This is a genomic window from Nocardia sp. NPDC056064, from assembly GCF_042266925.1.
Classification (GTDB): domain Bacteria; phylum Actinomycetota; class Actinomycetes; order Mycobacteriales; family Mycobacteriaceae; genus Nocardia.
Map to the genome: position 1 here is coordinate 3,009,553 of NZ_JBHJWO010000001.1, position 18,040 is coordinate 3,027,592.

At 71.2% G+C, this 18,040-nt stretch carries 1 protein-coding gene (cut by a window edge); it reads right to left on the minus strand.

Going from position 1 to position 18,040, the window contains the following annotated elements:
- On the minus strand, nt 1–18,040 hold the final stretch of the coding sequence (locus ACFC06_RS13940) for a non-ribosomal peptide synthase/polyketide synthase (protein ID WP_375930104.1). It continues 25,712 nt past the right edge of the window; 18,040 of the gene's 43,752 nt are visible here — the last part of the coding sequence; its start codon lies beyond the right edge, outside the window — the gene reads right to left on this strand; its stop codon occupies nt 1–3.

Sequence of the window (18,040 nt, forward strand, 5' to 3'; positions counted from 1 at the left end):
CTATTCCGCGACGATCACCGTGACCTCGCCGTCGGCGGCGTCGGTGGCGTCACCGGCGACCACGAACCAGTGCGTGACCTCCCCGTCGGCCAGGTCGTCGGCGACCTCGCCGTCGGGCAGCACCGACAGGGCGCCCGCGGTGGCGGCGGCCAGGAATTCCTGGACGGCGGCCGGGCCGGAGGCGTGGGTGGTGTAGGTGGTGCACTCGTAGTCGATGCCGTGTTCGTCGCGCAGGCGTTCGGCCAGTGCCAGCGCGGCGCTCTGGGTGAGCGTCGTGGTGGACTCGGCGGTGGCCAGGACGAAGGCGGGGTGGTCCTCGGACAGCGGACGGGCGCGGTCGGCGTAGGAGACGGGATGCGCTGCGGCGGCGGCGATCTCGTCCTCGATGTCGGCCAGGACCAGCCATTCGCCCGCCACCCCGGCGACCGCTTCGGCGCTGACGCCGAAGGTGGCGCCCGCCGCGGCGATCTCCACGCCGGTGAGTTCACCGGCGAAGAGCACCGCGGCCCCGGCCTTCTGGACCGCCCAGGCGGCCAGTACCGAATCCACACCGCGCGGCAGCGAGACGGCCACCACGTCACCGGGTCCGGCACCGTGGGCGATGAGCACGCGGGCCAGCTGCGAGGACTTGCGATCCAGTGCGCTGTAGGCGATCTCGCTGTCGCCGCGCAGCAGGGCGGGTGCCTGCGGATCGGCTTCGACGACCTCGGCGAGCACCTTGGCCACCGTCTGCGCACCCACGCCCGCCGTGGCGACCGGTGCCGGTGCGGCGGCGGTCACGCCGGACTCGGCGAGCAGCTGGGCACGTTCGCCCGCGTCGAGGATGTCGATGTCGCCGACGAGCCCGTTCGGGTTGTCGAGCAGCTCGTCGAGCACCCGCAGCAGGCGCGCGGACAGGGTGCGGACCTCGTCCTCGGTGTAGGTGCTGCGCAGGTAGCGCAGGGTGATCTCGATGGTCGACTCGGCCATCACCACCAGCGTGAGCGGGTAGTGGGTGGCGTCGTCGAGGCCCACACCGGTGACCTGCATGCCGTCGATCGAGCTCGCCGCGGTGACCGCGTCCTTGTCCATCGGGTAGGACTCGAACACCAGCAGCGTGTCGAACGCCGCGCCGGCACCGGCGACCCGCTGGATGTCGGACAGGCCCACGTAGTGGTGGCTGAGCAGGTCGGCCTGTTCGGCCTGCACCCGCTTGGTCAGCTCCTCGGCGCTGATCCGGTCGTCGATCTGGATGCGCACCGGCAGGGTGTTGATGAACAGGCCGACCATCGACTCCACGCCGGGCAGTTCGGCCGGGCGACCGGACACGGTCGCGCCGAACACCACGTCGTCGCGGCCGGTCAGGCGGCCGACCACGATGCCCCACGCGGTCTGCAACAGCGTGTTCACGGTGACGCCGAGTTCGCCGGCGTGCTTGCTCAGCGCCCTGGTGCGGTCGTTGTCGATCTCGACGACGACCTTGCCGATCTCGTAGCGCTCCTCGGTGCGCGGCGCGGGCGCCAGCTGGGTGGGGCCTTCGACCCCGGCCAGCGCCTCGGCCCAGACCCCCAGCGACACTTCGCGATCCCAGCCGGAGAGGAAGGACAGGAAGTTGCGGTAGGAGGCCACACGCGGCAGCGCGGTGAGGTCACCGTGCACCGCGTAGAGCACCAGCAGGTCGCGCATGAGCAGCGGCATGGACCAGCCGTCGATCAGGATGTGGTGCACCGTGATCGCCAGGTGCGACTGCCCCTCGTCGGTCTTGTAGAGACCGAAGCGGATCAGCGGCGCGGTGGCCATGTCGAACTGGTTCGCCCGGTCGGCGACCAGCAGTTGCTGCATGCGCGGCAGGCGCTCGTCGGCGGGCAGGTCGGTCAGGTCGACCTCACGCCAGGGCACCTCGAGCTCCGACATCACCACCTGCACCGGCTGACCGGCCGAGTCGGTGACGAACGCGGTCCGCAGGTTCGGGTACCGGTCGAGCACGGCCTGGGCCGCGCGGCGCAGGCGTTCGGTGTCGAGCGTGCCGGTCAGGTCGAGCACGGCCTGCACGGTGTAGACGTCGACGGTGGCCGAGCTGAGCATGGCGTGGAACATCAGGCCCGCCTGCAGCGGCGAGAGCGGCCACACCTCCGACAGCGCCGGGTAGTCGCCTTCCCACAGCTCGAGGTCGGTCTGTTCCACCCGCACCAGCGGCATGTCCGACGGGGTGAAACCGCCCGCGTCGGCGCGCTGCGCGTGGGTGGCCAGCGCGGTGAGCGCGGCGACGAACAGGTCGGCGAACTCCTGGGCCTGGTCGATGCTCAGCAGGCCGGTCGGGAACGCGATGTTCGCGCCGAGCTGCGGGCCCTCGTCGCCGTCGTTGACGATGGCGTTGATGTCCAGCGTCGCGTTGGCGGGCATGTCCAGGTCCATCTCGGCGTCGAGCTGGCCCAGATCGGCCACCGGCACCCAGCCCAGTTCGGCGAGCTCGGCCGGGATCTCACCGGCGGTGGCGCGACCGAGGTAGTTGAAGCTGATCTGGCCGACGCTCGGCAGCTCGGCGCCCTCGGCGGTCAGGTACTTGACCATGCCGTAGCCGATGCCCTTGTCCGGCACGGCCAGCATCTGCTCCTTGACCGACTTGATCACGCCGCCGAGCACGGCGCCGCCGGCGAAGGCGTCGTCGAGATCGGCACCGGCCAGATCGAGCCGGACCGGGAAGGCGGTGGTGAACCAGCCGACGGTGCGCGAGAGGTCGGCACCGGCGACGATCTCCTCCTGGCGGCCGTGGCCCTCCAGCTTGATCAGTGCCGCCGTACCGGATTCGTCACCGCGCCACCGGGATACGGCCAGCGCGAGCGCGGTCAGCAGACCGTCGTTGACACCGCCGTGGTACAGGCCGGGGATGGCCGTGAGGACCGCGTCGGTGACCTCCGGCGACAGGGTGACCTGCACCCGGTCGACGGTGGCGAAGGTGTCGACCTTCGGATCGAACGCCCGCGAACCCAGCTGCGGGTCGGCCGTGGCCGAGACCTCGCGCCAGAACGGCAGCTCCGCGCGCCGCTGGTCCGCCTGCTCGACCAGGCTGTGCGCCCAGCGCCGCATGGACGTGCCGTTGGCGGGCAGCGCCACCGGCTGACCGGCCGCGATCTGCCCCCAGGCCATACCGAGGTCCGGGATCAGGATGCGCCAGGACACACCGTCGATGACGAAGTGGTGGCCCACGATGAGCAGCGCGTCACGACGGCGCGGGCCGTCGGCGTTCTCGCCGAAGGCGAACCACACGAACTGCACCATGGCGGCGTTCGCGGGATCGAGCCTGCCCATGGCCTCGTCGTATTCGACACTGGCCAGCTTGGACAGCTGCTCGTCGGAGACCTCGCCGGGCACCTCGACGCGCCGCACCAGCGCGGCCACGTCGACCTCGCCCGGCGCCAGCGCCTCGAACACCCACTCACCGGAGACCCGGGCGACCCGCGAACGCAGCACATCGTGGTGGTCGAAGACCGCGCCGATGGTCGCGTGCAGGACCTCCTCGGTGAGGTTCTCCGGCAGGCGCAGCACCATCGACTGGGAGAACCGGTCGTAGGTGGAGCCGCTCGCCAGGATCTGGCGCATGATCGGCAGCATCGGGATGTCGCCGACACCGCCGCCGGGCAGTTCCTCCAGCACGATCTGATCCGCGTCGCCCGCGAGCACGGCGACCTCCGCCAGACCCGCGACGCTGCGCTTCTCGAACACATCGCGCGGCTTGAACAGCACGCCGCGGTCCTTGGCCCGCGAGACCAGCTGGATGGACAGGATCGAGTCACCGCCGAGGGCGAAGAACGAATCGTCCAGGCCGACCGCGTCCACACCGAGCACCTCGGCGAAGACGGTGGCGATGATGGCCTCGACTTCGCTTGTCGGGGTGCGGAACTCGCGCGGGGCGAGCACCGGTTCGGGCAGGGCGCGACGATCGAGCTTGCCCGCGGGGGTGAGCGGGATCTCGTCGAGCACCATGACCGCGGCGGGCACCATGTGCGCGGGCAGCTGCTGGGCCGCGTACTCGACCAGCTCGGCCGGGTCGGCGGCCGCACCCGGGGTGGCGCGCACATACGACACCAGGATGGTGGCGCCCGCGTCGGTGGTGCGGCCGATGGTGGCCGCGAACTCGACGTCGTCGTGCGCGGTGAGCACCGCGTCGATCTCGCCCAGTTCGATCCGGAAGCCGCGGACCTTCACCTGGAAGTCGTTGCGGCCCACGTACTCCACGACGGACTTGCCGTTGACGGTGCGCCAGGCGACGACGTCACCGGTGCGGTAGAGCCGCTCGCCGTCGCCGTACGGGCTGGCCACGAAGCGCTCGGCGGTGAGGCCGTGGCGCGCGTGGTAGCCGCGGGCCAGCGCCACGCCGCCCAGGTACAGCTCACCGGCCACGCCCTCGGGGACCGGGCGCAGGCGGTTGTCGAGCACGTACACGGTCGCGCCCGCGATCGGCCCACCGATGTTCATGGTGTCGCCGGGCAGCAGCGGGTCGGACAGGTTGGTGGCGATGGTCGCCTCGGTGGGGCCGTAGGCATTGTAGAACCGGTGGTGCGCCGGGTCGGTGCCCGCGCTGTGCCAGTTCGCCACCAGGTCGACCGGTGCCTTGTCGCCACCGACGATCAGCGCCTCCAGGCCCGCCAGCGCGGCCGGTTCCATCGACGCCGCGACCAGCGGGGTGAGGAAGACGTGGGTCAGCCGCTCGCCGACGATGATCTCGGCCAGCTCCTCGCCGCCGACCACGCCGACCGGCGTGATCACCAGCGTGCCCGCCGAACCGACGGCCAGCAGGAACTCGAGGATCGAGGCGTCGAAGGACGGCGAGGCGAAGGCCAGCGTGCGCGCGTCCTCGCCGAGCCCGAACTGCGCCACCTCGGCGGCGGCGAAGTTGGCCACACCCGTGTGGCTCACGACGACGCCCTTGGGCAGACCCGTCGAGCCGGAGGTGTAGATCATGTAGGCCGGGTTGCCCGCGTGGACGGCGCCGACGCGGTCGGCGTCGGTGACCGGCGCGGCGGACTGCGCGGCCGCCTCGGTGTGCAGGGTCTTGTCGTCGAGCACCAGCCACTCACCCGACGCGGGCGCGGGCAGGTGCCCGACCTCGTCGGCGACTGTGATACCCAGTGCCGCACCCGAATCCGACATCATGTGCGCGATGCGCTCGGCCGGGTACTTCGGGTCGACCGGCAGGAACGCCGCGCCCGACTTGATCACGGCCCAGATGGCCAGGGTGGTCTCCAGCGACCGCTGCATGGCGATGGCGACGACCGTCTCCGGCGCGGCACCGCGCGCGATGAGCACCCGCGCCAGGCGCGAGGAGGCCACGTCCAGATCGGCGTAGGTCAGCGAGCGGCCCACGCCCGGCGCGACAATCGCCTGACCGTCCGGGTTGGCCGCCACGGCCTGGGCCAGCAGCTCGGGCAGCGTGCTGGTCGACGCGGCGGGACCGCCGGTGCGGGTGAGCAGCTCGATGCGCTCGACGGTGTCGAGGAGTTCGAGATCGCCGACCGGAGTGGTGGTGTCGGCGACGACCTCGGCGAGCAGACGCTGGAAGCGCTGCGCGAACTTCTCGACCGTGGACTGGTCGAAAAGATCACTGGCGTAGGAGAACTCGGCGTAGGCACCGGCCTCGTCACCCGCGCCCGCCTCACGCACGGTGAGCAGCAGGTCGAACTTGGCGGTGTCGACGTCGAAGTCGACGGCCGAGACCGACAGACCCGGCAGCTCGAAGCTCGCGTCCGGCAGGTTCTCGAACGACAGCGCCACCTGGAACAGCGGGTGCCGCGCGGTGGAGCGCTCGGGGTTGAGCAGTTCCACCAGGCGCTCGAACGGGATGTCGGCGTGCGCGAAGGCGGCCAGGTCGGCGTCCTTGGCCCGGGTGAGCAGCTCGGCGAAGCTGTCCTGCCCGTGCACCTGGGTGCGCAGGGCCAGGGTGTTGACGAACATGCCGATCACGTCGTCGAGTTCGGCCTCACCACGACCGGCGATCGGGGTGCCGACGACGATGTCCTCGGTGCCCGACAGCCGGGCCAGGAACACCGCGAGCGCGGTGTGCACGACCATGAACAGCGTCGCGTTCTGCTCGCGGGCGATGGCCGAGAGTCCGGCGTGGATCTCGGTGGAGATCGGGAACAGCACCCGGCCACCGGCGAAGGTCTGCGTGCTCGGACGCGGCCGGTCCAGCGGCAGGTTCAGCTCGTCCGGCACACCCGCCAGCGCGCGCTTCCAGTAGTCGGCCTGCTGGGAGACCAGGCTGGTCTCGTCGGCCTCGGACCCGAGCACCTCGCGCTGCCAGACGCTGAAGTCGGCGTACTGCACCGGCAGCGGCGCCCAGCCGGGCGCTTCCCCGGCGGCGCGGGCGGCGTAGGCCACCATCACGTCACGGGTCAGCGGGGCCATGGACCAGCCGTCGGCGCTGATGTGATGGGCGACGAAGACGAGCACGTAGTCGCTCTCCGCGACCCGCATCAGCTTGGCGCGCAACGGAACTTCGTCGAGCACGTCGAAGCCGGTACCGATCAGCGCCGCGATCTCGTCGCGAACCCGCTCGGGGGCAACGGTTTCCGGCGTCAGGTCCGGAACATTGCCCTCGACCGGCAGGATCACCTGGTGCGGCGTGCCGTCGGTCGACGGGTACACCGTGCGCAGGGTCTCGTGCCGCGCGAGCACATCGGCGACCGCGAGCTGTAGCGCCTCGACATCCAGCGCGCCCGTCAGGCGGACGGCGACCGGGATGTTGTTCACCGCGGAGCTGGTGTCGAACTGGTTGAGGAACCACATGCGCTGCTGCGCGAGCGACAGCGGCACCTGGGCCGGACGCGGTCCGGCGACCAGCGCGCGCCGCCCACCGGCACCCGCGCCCTGCTCGACCTTCACCGCGAGCCCGGCCACGGTTGACGCCTCGAACAGCAGGCGCACCGGCACCCGGCTGTCCAGGGCCGCGCCGAGGCGGGCCGCGACCTGGGTGGCCAGCAGCGAGTTGCCGCCGAGGGCGAAGAAGTCGTCGTCGGCACCGACGCGCTCGGCACCGAGCACGTCCGCGAACACGCCCGCCACGATCTCCTCGATCGGGGTCGACGGCGCGCGGAACGCCTGGGCCTCGAACTCCGGTTCCGGCAGCGCCTTGCGGTCGAGCTTGCCGTTGACATTGAGCGGCAGCGCGTCCATCACCACGAAGGCGGCGGGCACCATGTACGACGGCAGACCCTCGGCCAGCGTCGACTTCACCTGCGCCACATTGATTTCCGCGATGCGACCGGCGGGCGCGGAGGCGGCAGCGGAGCGTGACCACGCAGCGCCCTCGGGAGCATCGCCATTCGACACAGCGCCGACGAGGTAGGCCACGAGGCGGTCACCGGTGCGCGGGTCGGACTTGGCGATGACGGCGGCCTGCGCGATCTGCGGCAGCGCCAGCAGCGCGGCCTCGATCTCGCCGAGCTCGATCCGGAAGCCGCGGATCTTCACCTGGAAGTCGGTGCGGCCTCGGTAGTCGAGTTCTCCGTTGTGCCAGGCCACCAGGTCACCGGTGCGGTACATGCGGGTGCCGGGGGTGAACGGGTTGGCCACGAAACGGTCGGCGGTCAGGTCGGGGCGGCCGAAGTAGCCGCGCGCGAGCTGGGCGCCGGCCAGGTACAGCTCACCGGCGACACCGTCGGGCACCGGGCGCAGGCGCGCGTCGAGGACGTACACCTGGCTGTTCCACTCGGGCACACCGATGGAGACCGAGCCCTGGTCGGCGGCACTCACCCGATGCGAGGTGATCGAGACCGCGGCCTCGGTGGGGCCGTAGAGGTTGAACAGCTCGGTGCGCGGGAACGCGGTGCGCACGCGCTGGGCCAGCGAACCGGGCAGCGCCTCACCGATGGCGAGAATCCGCCACAGCGAATCGGGCAGCCCCGCCGCCAGCAGCGCGTCGAGCATCGACGGCACCACGTGCAGCGTGGTGACCCACTCGTTCGAGATCAGCTCGTTCAGGTACGCCGGATCGCGATGGCCCTCGGCCGAGGCGATCACCAGGCGGCCGCCGCAGACGGCGGCCGACCAGAACTCCCAGACCGAGAGGTCGAAGGTCGCGGCGGTCTTGAGCAGCACCGCGTCGGCGGCGTCCATGCCGAATTCGACCAGCTTCCACTGCAACTGGTTCGCGATGGCGCCGTGCGGGACGGCGACACCCTTCGGGCGACCCGTAGAACCGGACGTGAAGATCACGTACGCGGTGTGTGCGGGCACCAGCGGCTCGGTGCGCTCGGAATCGGAAATCGGTGCGGCGCTGAGAGCTTCGAGATCGAGTTCGTCGATGCGCACCAGAGGCGCGACGTCGGTGTCGAACTCGGCCTCGGCATTGGTCAGCACGCAGACCGGTGCCGCGGTCTCGAGGATGTAGTTCGTACGCTCGGCCGCCTGGTCGGGGTCGACCGGCACGTACGCGCCACCGGACTTGGTGACGGCGTACATGGCGACGATCAGATCCACCGAGCGGCGCAGGGCCAGCGCGACCCGGGCCTCCGGGCCCACACCCAGCGAGATCAGGTGCCGCGCCAAGCGGTTGACCTTCGCGTCGAGTTCGCCATAGGAAATGCTCGCGAAGCGAGGCGATGAGGGGTGGCGGCCGGGCGACGGGTGGGCGAGCTGGCTGCCGTCGTCGGTGACCAGGGCGGTCGCCTTCGGGTCGGCGGCCACGGTCGCGTCGAGCAGCGAAGCCAGGGTGGCCGCGGTGTCGACGCGCTGCGCGGTGGCATTGCGGCCGTCGAGCAACTGGGCGCGCTCGGCCGGGGCGAGCAGTTCGATATCGCCGACCGCGGTGCGCGGGGTGTCCACGATCGCGGCGAGCAGACGGACGAACCGCTGCACGAAACCCTCGACCGTGGCGTGGTCGAACAGGTCGGTGGCGTAGGTGAAGATGCCCGAGATGCCTTCGGGCTCACCGGCGTCGCCGTAGCGGTCCGAGGCGATGAGGTGCAGGTCGAACTGCGAGAGCTGTGAGTCGATGTCCAGGCCGGAGACCGTGAGACCCGGCAGTTCCAGGGTGGCGCGGCTGAGGTTCTGGAACGACAGACCCACCTGGAACAGCGGGTGGCGCGCGGTGGAGCGGACCGGGTTCATGACCTCGACCAGGCGCTCGAACGGCACGTCGGCATTGGCGAAGGCGGCGATGTCGTCCTCGCGCTGGCGGGCCAGCAGTTCGGTGAACGCCTCACCACCGTCGACCTTGGTGCGGAACACCAGGGTGTTGACGAACATGCCGATCATGTCGTCGAGGGCGGCCTCGCCACGACCGGCCATCGGGGTGCCGATGGCGATGTCGTCGGTGCCCGACAGGCGGGCCAGCAGCACCGCGAGCGCGGTGTGCACGACCATGAACAGTGTGGCGCCCTCGGCGCGGGCCAGTTCCACCAGCGCGCGGTGGGTGTCGGCGTCGATCTGGACGTCGACCTTGCTGCCGGCGAAGGTCTGCACGGCCGGACGCGGGCGGTCGGCGGGCAGGTCGAGCTGGTCGGGCAGGTCGGCGAGGGCCTGCTTCCAGTGCGCGACCTGCTTGGCGGCCATCGAGTCCGGATCGTCCTCGCTGCCGAGCAGTTCGCGCTGCCAGATGCTGTAGTCCGCGTACTGCACGGCCAGCGGCGCCCAGCCGGGCTCCTGGCCGGTGGAACGGGCGGCGTAGGCGGTCATCAGGTCGCGGGTCAGCGGGGCGACCGAGGAGCCGTCACCGGAGATGTGGTGCACCACCATGGCGAGCACGAAGTCACCGGAGACGGTGCGCGAGGGCCCGAAGGCCGACGACGGCGCCTCGGCCCCGGAACCCTCGACCCGGAACAGCGCGACCTTCAGCGGCACCTCGACGGTGACGTCGAAGATGGTCGACATCAGTTCCGCGACAGCCGTTTCCAGCTCGTCGGCGGCGACGGTGCGTTCCAGCAGTTCTGGTGCGGCCTGCGCGGGCGACAGGATCACCTGTGCCGCACCGGCTTCGGTCTGCGGGTAGACGGTGCGCAGGATCTCGTGACGCGACACCAGGTCGGTGATCGCGGCACGCAGCGCGGCCACGTCGAGGTCGCCGGTGAGGCGGACCGCGACGGGCACGTTGTAGGCCGCGGACTGGGTGTCGAAGCGGTTGAGGAACCACATGCGCTGCTGGGCCAGCGAGAGCGGGATGTGCTCCGGACGCGGGCCCGCGGTGAGCGCCAAGCGGGCGCCGGTCTCGGCGTGCTGCTCGATCCGCTGGGCCAGCGCGGCGACCGTGGACGCCTCGAACAGCAGGCGCACGGGGATGCGGGTGTCGAGCGCCTCGCCCAGGCGCGCGGCGACCTGCGTGGCCAGCAGCGAGTTACCGCCCCAGGCGAAGAAGTCGTCGTCGAGACCGAACCGCTTGTCGGCATCCAGGCGCAGGACCTCGGCAAAGGTGGCGGCCACGAGCTGTTCGCTCGGGCTCACCGGCGCGCGGAACACGGCCTTCTCGACCTCGGGCTCCGGCAGGGCCTTGCGGTCGAGCTTGCCGTTGGCGTTCAGCGGCAGGGCGTCGAGCTGCAAGAACACGGTCGGAACCATGTACGACGGCAGCTCGGCGGCCAGCGCGGCCCGCAGGGCCAGCTTGTCGATCTCGGCCCCGGCCACGACGTAGGCGACCAGGCGGTCACCGACGACGGGATCGGTGTGCGCGAGGACCGCGGCCGACGTGATGTCGGGCTGCCGCAGCAGCGCGGCCTCGATCTCGCCGAGCTCGATCCGGAAACCGCGGATCTTGACCTGGAAGTCGGTGCGGCCCCGGTAGTCCAGTTCGCCCTCGGCGTTCCAGGCCACCAGGTCACCGGTGCGGTACATGCGCTCGCCGGTCGCCGAGAACGGGTCGGCGACGAAGCGGTCGGCGGTGAGGTCGGCGCGGCCGTAGTAGCCGCGGGCCAGCTGGGCACCGGCGAGGTAGAGCTCACCGGAGACGCCCACCGGCACCGGCCGCAGCCGCGAATCCAGCACGTAGACACGGCTGTTCCACTCCGGCGCGCCGATCGAGACCGACACCGTGTCGGCATCGGTGACGGCGTGGCTGGTGATCGAGACCGCGGCCTCGGTCGGGCCGTACAGGTTGAACAGCGCGGCGGTGTTGCCAGTGCGGAAACGCTGCGCGGTGGACGCGGGCAGCGCCTCACCGATGGCCAACACCCGGCGCAGCGTGCGCGGCAGCGCGGCACCGGACTCGGTGAGCAGCGCGTCGAGCATGGACGGCACCACGTGCAGCGTGGTGACGCCGGTGGAGCGCATCAGGTCGTTGAGGTAGGCCGGGTCGCGGTGACCGTCGGCGGTGGCGACCACCAGGCGGGCACCGGCGACGGCGGCGGTCCAGAACTCCCAGACCGAGAGGTCGAAGGTGGCCGCGGTCTTGAGCAGCACCGCGTCGTCGGCACCGATACCGAATTCGGCCGTCTCCCACAGCAACTGGTTGACGATCGCGCCGTGCGAGACCGCCACGCCCTTCGGCTTGCCGGTGGAGCCGGACGTGAAGATCACGTACGCGGTGTTGTCGGGCACCAGCGCACGGCGCTCGGTGATCGCGGCCGGGCTGACGGCGCTCAGGTCGAGCTCGTCGAGAACGACCACTTCGGCCGCCGCCGTGGCGAATTCGGCGTTCGCGGTGGTCAGCACGACCGCGGGCGCGGCGGTCTCCAGGATGTAGTCGGTGCGCTCGGCGGGCTGGTCGGGGTCGATCGGCACGTAGGCCGCGCCGGTGCGGGCCACCGCGTACATGGCGATGATCAGCTCGGCGGAGCGGCGGATGGCCAGGGCCACCCGGTCCTCGGTGCCGATGCCACGCTCGATCAGGTGCCGGGCGAGGCGGTTGACCTCGGCGTCGAGCTCGGCATATGTGAGGGTCGCGTAGCGAGTCGATGAGGGGTGGCGGTCGGGCGACGGGTGGGCCAGCTCGCGGCGGCTGGACTCACCCGCCGCAAGCTCGGAACCGTCATGGGCGACCACCTCGTCGACCACCAGCGCCACCGCGTCCGGCGTGGCCGCCACCGTCGCGTCGAGCAGCGAGACCAGGGTGGCCTCGGTGTCGACGGCGTGCGCGGTGTCGTTCCACGCGGTGACGATCCGCTCGGATTCCGGCGCGGTGAGCAGGTCGATGTCACCGACCGGGATGCTCGCGTCGGCGGCGACCGCGTCGAGGACCAGCACGAACCGGTCGGCGAAGCTCTGGACCGTCGACTCGTCGAACAGGTCGATGGCGTAACCGAATTCGGTGACCAGCTGGGCGGGCGCACCGTCGTCGGTGTAGCGGTCGTAGAGGGTGACGTGCAGGTCGGTCTTGGCCAGCTGCGAGTCGTAGTCCACGGCGCTGACGGTGAGGCCGGGCAGTTCGAAGGTGGTGTCGGCCAGGTTCTGGAACGACAGGCCCACCTGGAACAGCGGGTTGCGCGCGGTGGAGCGCACCGGGTTGAGCACCTCGACCAGGCGCTCGAACGGCACGTCGGCGTTGGCGAAGGCTTCCAGGTCGCGTTCGCGCACGTCGGCGAGCAGTTCGGCGAAGCCGGCGCCGGGGTCGACGGCGGTGCGGAACACCAGGGTGTTGACGAACATGCCGATCAGGTCGTCGAGTTCGCGTTCGCCACGGCCCGCGATCGGGGTGCCGACGGCGATGTCGTCGGTGCCCGACAGGCGCGCGAGCAGCACCGCGAGGGCGGCGTGCACGACCATGAACAGCGAGGCGTTGTTGGCGCGGGCCAGCTCGTGCAGGGCGGCGTGGCGCTGCGGGTCGATCTCGAAGCGAATCGCTTTGCCCTGGAACGACTGCGCGGGCGGGCGCGGCCGGTCGGCGGGCAGTTCGAGCTGGTCGGGCAGCCCCGCGAGCGCCTTGCTCCAGTACGAGACCTGCTTGGCGGCAAGCGATTCCGGGTCGGTCTCGTCACCGAGGACCTCGCGCTGCCACAGCGCGTAGTCGGCGTACTGCACCGGCAGCGGCGCCCACTGCGGCGCCTCGCCCTGCACGCGGGCCACGTAGGCGGCCATGATGTCGCGCGCCAGCGGGCCCATGGAGGAGCCGTCGGCGGAGACGTGGTGCACGGTGAACGCGAGCACGTGGTCGGTCTCGCTGAGCTCGAACAGCGCGACCTTGAGCGGCACCTCTTCGGTGACGTCGAAGGTGGTCATCGCGAACTCGATGACCGTGCCGAGCAGATTCGCCTCGTCGACCTGGATGTGGTGCACCACGGCGCGGCTCTGCGAGATGGGCAGGATCACCTGGTGCGGGCCGTCGGCCGAGCGCGGGTAGGTGGTGCGCAGCATCTCGTGCCGGGCGAACACGTCGCCGATGGCCTGCTCGAGCGCGGGCACGTCGAGCTCGCCGGTGAGGCGCACGGCCAGCGGGATGTTGTCCACCGCGGAGGTGGAGGTGTCGAACTGGTTGAGGAACCAGTAGCGCTGCTGGGCCGGCGAGAGCGGGATGATCGCGGGCCGCTCCCCCGCCGTCAGGCGCGGGCGGGTGCGCGAACCCGCGTTGTGCTCGGCGCGGGCGGCCAGCGCGGCGACGGTGGACGCCTCGAACAGGTCGCGCACCGAGAGCTGGGTGTCCAGGGCCGCGCCGATGCGGGCGGTGACCTGGGTGGCCAGCAGCGAGTTGCCGCCGAGTTCGAAGAAGTCGTCGTCGGCGCCGACGCGGGTCACGCCGAGCACGTCACCGAAGGTGCCCGCCACGATCTCCTCGATCGGGGTGGACGGGGCGCGGAACACCTTGGCCTCGAACACCGGCGCGGGCAGCGCCTTGCGGTCGAGCTTGCCGGAGGCGTTGAGCGGGAAGGCGTCCAGCACCACGAAGGCGGTGGGCACCATGTAGGTCGGCAGCGCGCCACCCAGTTCGGTGCGCACGGCATCGAGGTCGATGCTCACGCCCGCCGCGGGGATCAGGTAACCCACGAGCTGGTCGCCGAGGCGCTCGTCGGAGCGGACCACGACCACCGACTGGGCGATGGACGGCAGCGCGGTGAGCGCCGACTCGATCTCGCCGAGCTCGATGCGCAGACCGCGCAGCTTCACCTGGAAGTCGGTGCGGCCCAGGTATTCCAGCTCGCCGTGCTCGGTCCAGGCGACGAGGTCGCCGGTGCGGTACATGCGGGCGCCGTCCTCGCCGAACGGGTCGGCGACGAAGCGGTCGGCGGTGAGATCCGGCCGCGCGACATAGCCGCGCGCCAGCTGCGCACCGGCCAGGTACAGCTCGCCGGGCACGCCGACGGGCACCGGGTGCAGCCGCGAATCCAGCACGTACACCTGGGTGTTGAAGACCGGCGCGCCGATCGGCACCGAGGTGGTGTCGGCGTCGGTGACCTCGTGGAAGGTGACGTCGACCGCGGCCTCGGTGGGGCCGTACAGGTTGTGCAGGGCCGCGCCGGTGAGGGCACGCAGACGCTGGGCGGTCGGCGCGGGCAGCGCCTCACCCGAGGCGAACACCAGGCGCAGGCTGCTGGTCAGCGTCTGGCCGTCGGCCAGCGCGACCGCCGCGGACTCGGCCAGCTCGGCCACGAACACCGACATCATCGACGGCACGAAGTGCGCCGTGGTGACACCCTCGGCCTCGATGATCGCGGCCAGGTAGGCCGGATCACGATGCCCGTCGGGCTTGGCCACCACCAGACGCGCACCGATCTGCAAGGGCCAGAAGAACTCCCACACCGACACGTCGAACGTGGCAGGCGTCTTCTGCAACACCACATCGTCGGCGGTCAGACCGTAGGCGGCCTGCATCCAGACGAGACGGTTCACGATCGCGGCGTGGCTCACGGCCACACCCTTCGGACGACCGGTCGAACCCGACGTGAAGATCACGTACGCGGTGTTCTCCGGACGCAGCGGGGCGATCCGCTCGGCATCGGTGACCGGGGCCTCGGAGTATTCCGACAGATCCAGGCTCTCGATGTGCAGCGCGGTCGTGGCGCCCGCGTCGAATTCGTCGGCGGCCGTGGTCAATACGCATACCGGCGCGGCGGTCTCGAGCACGTAGTGGGTGCGCTCGGCCGGGTGGTCGGGGTCCAGCGGCACGTACGCGCCACCGGCCACGCTCACCGCGTACATGCCGATCACCAGGTCCAGCGAGCGGCGCATACCGAGCGCGACCATGGTGTCCGGGCCGACGCCCTGGGCGATCAGGTGACGGGCCAGGCGGTTCACGCGCGAGGTGAACTCGCCGTAGGACAGACTCGTCCCTTCGGAGGTGAGGGCAACCGCATCGGGGCTGGTCAGCGCCTGTGCCTCGAACATCGACACCAGCGTGGCGGTCTCGTCGACCGGGTGCGCGGTGGCGTTCCAGTCGGTGAGCACCCGGCGGCGTTCGGCCGGGGCCAGCAGTTCGACCTCGCCGATCGCGCGCTCGGGCGCGGCGACAACCGCCGTGAGCATCCGCACCAGGCGCTCCGCCAGCGCGGCGACGGTGGCGGCGTCGAACATGTCGGTGGCGTAGGCGAATTCGGCGGCCATGCCGTCGGCGGAACCGTCGGGACGGTGCCGGTCGGTCAGGTTCAGGTGCAGGTCGAACTTGGCGGTGACCACGTCCAGCGGCACCCCGGCCACCTCGAGGCCGGGCAGTTCGAACGACGCCTCGCCGGTGTTCTGGAACGACAGCATCACCTGGAACAGCGGGTGGCGCGCCTGCGAGCGGGCCGGGTTGAGGATCTCCACCAGGCGCTCGAAGGGCAGGTCGGCGTAGCCGAAGGCGGCCAGGTCGTTCTCGCGGGTCTGCGCGAGCAGGCCGGTGAACGGCTGGGCCGGGTCGACCGCGCTGCGCAGCACCAGGGTGTTGACGAACATGCCGATGGCGTCGTCGAGCACCGCTTCACCACGGCCTGCCACGGCGGTGCCGATGGCGATGTCGTCGCTACCGGACAGACGCGCCAGCAGGGCGGCGAAGGCCGCGTGCACGACCATGAACAGGCTGGCGCCGTGTTCACGGGCCAGTGCGGTGAGCCCGGCGGTGAGCACCGGATCGATCGAGAACTCGTGCACGCCACCGCGATGGGAGGCCACGGCGGGGCGCGGCCGGTCGGCGGGCAGGTCGAGCTGATCGGGCAGACCGGCCAGCGTGCGCGACCAGTAGGCCACCTGCTGGGCGATCATCGAGGACTCGTCGGTCTCCGAGCCGAGCGTCTCGCGCTGCCACAGCGCGAAATCGGCGTACTGCACCGGCAGCGGCGCCCAGCCCGGGGCCTGCCCGCGCGAGCGGGCGGCGTAGGCGAGCATCACGTCGCGGGCCAGCGGGCGCACCGACCAGCCGTCACCGGAGATGTGGTGCACGACGAAGACCAGCACGTGGGTGTCGGGGTGTGAACCGTCCATGGACCCGGCGATGCGGAACAGCGCGGCGTGCACCGGCACCTCGGCGGTGACGTCGAAGCCGGTGAGCACGAGTTCGCTGATGCGCTCGCGCAGTTCGTCCTCGCCGACCGTGATCGGGTCGAGCGTGACCGGCGCGGCACCGACCGGCAGCACCACCTGCACACCGTGGCCCTCGGCGGTCTCCGGGTAGACGGTGCGCAGCACCTCGTGCCGTTCGACCACATCGGCGACGGCCTGGCGCAGGGCGTCCACGTCGAGGTCGCCGCTGAGGCGCACCGCGAGGGGGATGTTGTTGACCGCGGTGGCGTTGTCGAAGCGGTTGAGGAACCACATGCGCTGCTGGGCCAGCGAGAGCGGGATCTGCTCGGGACGCGGTCCGGCGACGAGCTCGCGGCGGCTGCCGCTGCCCGCGTGGGTCTCCACCTTGGCGGCCAGCGCGGCCACCGACGGCGCCTCGAACAGCACGCGCACGGGGACGCGGCTGTCCAGGGCCGCGCCGAGGCGGGCGACGACCTGGGTGGCGATGAGCGAGTTGCCGCCGAGATCGAAGAAGTCGTCGTCCAGGCCGACGGCACGATCCCCGGTCAGGCCGAGCACCTCGGCGAAGGTGGCGGCGACGATCTCCTCGATCGGTGTGCGCGGCGCGCGGAACTCGCGAGCCTCGAACACCGGCTCGGGCAGCGCGCGCCGGTCGAGCTTGCCGTTGGCGCTCAGCGGCATCGCGTCGAGCACGACGAACGCGGCGGGCACCATGTAGCTCGGCAGCTGCGCGGCCAGCTGCGTCCGCAGCGACTCGATGTCGACCGTCTCGCCGGTCACGGGGACCACGTAGCCGACGAGCTGGTCGCCGGTGCGGGCATCCGAGCGCACGACCACGACCGACTGCGCGACGCTGCGGTGCGCGGTGAGCCCGGCCTCGATCTCGCCGAGCTCGATACGCAGACCGCGCAGCTTCACCTGGAAGTCGGTGCGGCCCAGGTAGGTGATGGAGCCGTCGGCGTTCCAGCGCACGAGGTCACCGGTGCGGTACATCCGCGCACCGGCCTCGAACGGGTTGGCCACGAAGCGGTCGGCCGACAGATCGGCACGGCCGACGTAGCCGCGCGCCAGCTGGATACCGGCCAGGTACAGCTCACCGGCCACACCGGGGGCCACCGGGTGCAGTCGCGAATCCAGCACGTAGGACTTGGCATTGAGCACCGGGCTGCCGATCGGCACCGCGCCCTGCACGTCCTCGGCGACCGGCGCGGCGGTGGCGTGCACCGTGAACTCGGTCGGACCGTAGAGGTTGTGCAGCTCGGCCGGGCTGACCCGGCGGATCGCCTCGACCACATCGGAGGTGAACGCCTCACCCGCGACGAGCAGCGCGCGCACCGAGGCCAGCTGCGCCGGTTCGGCGACACCGGCGAACACCGCAAGCATCGACGGCACGAACGAGGTGAGGGTGACCCCCTCGGCGGCGATCAGCTCGGCCAGGTACTGCGGGTCACGGTGCCCGTCGGCCCGCGCGATGACCATGCGGGCGCCGCGCAGGATGGTGCCGAACAGTTCCCAGACCGACACGTCGAAGGTCTGCGGCGTCTTGAACAGCACCACGTCGTCGGTGGTCAGCTCGTATGCGTCGGTGATCCAGCGGATCTGGTTGACCACCGCCGCGTGCGACACCGCCACACCCTTCGGGCGGCCGGTGGAACCGGAGGTGAAGATCACGTAGGCCAGGTTCGAATTCCGCAGCGGCGCCAGGCGT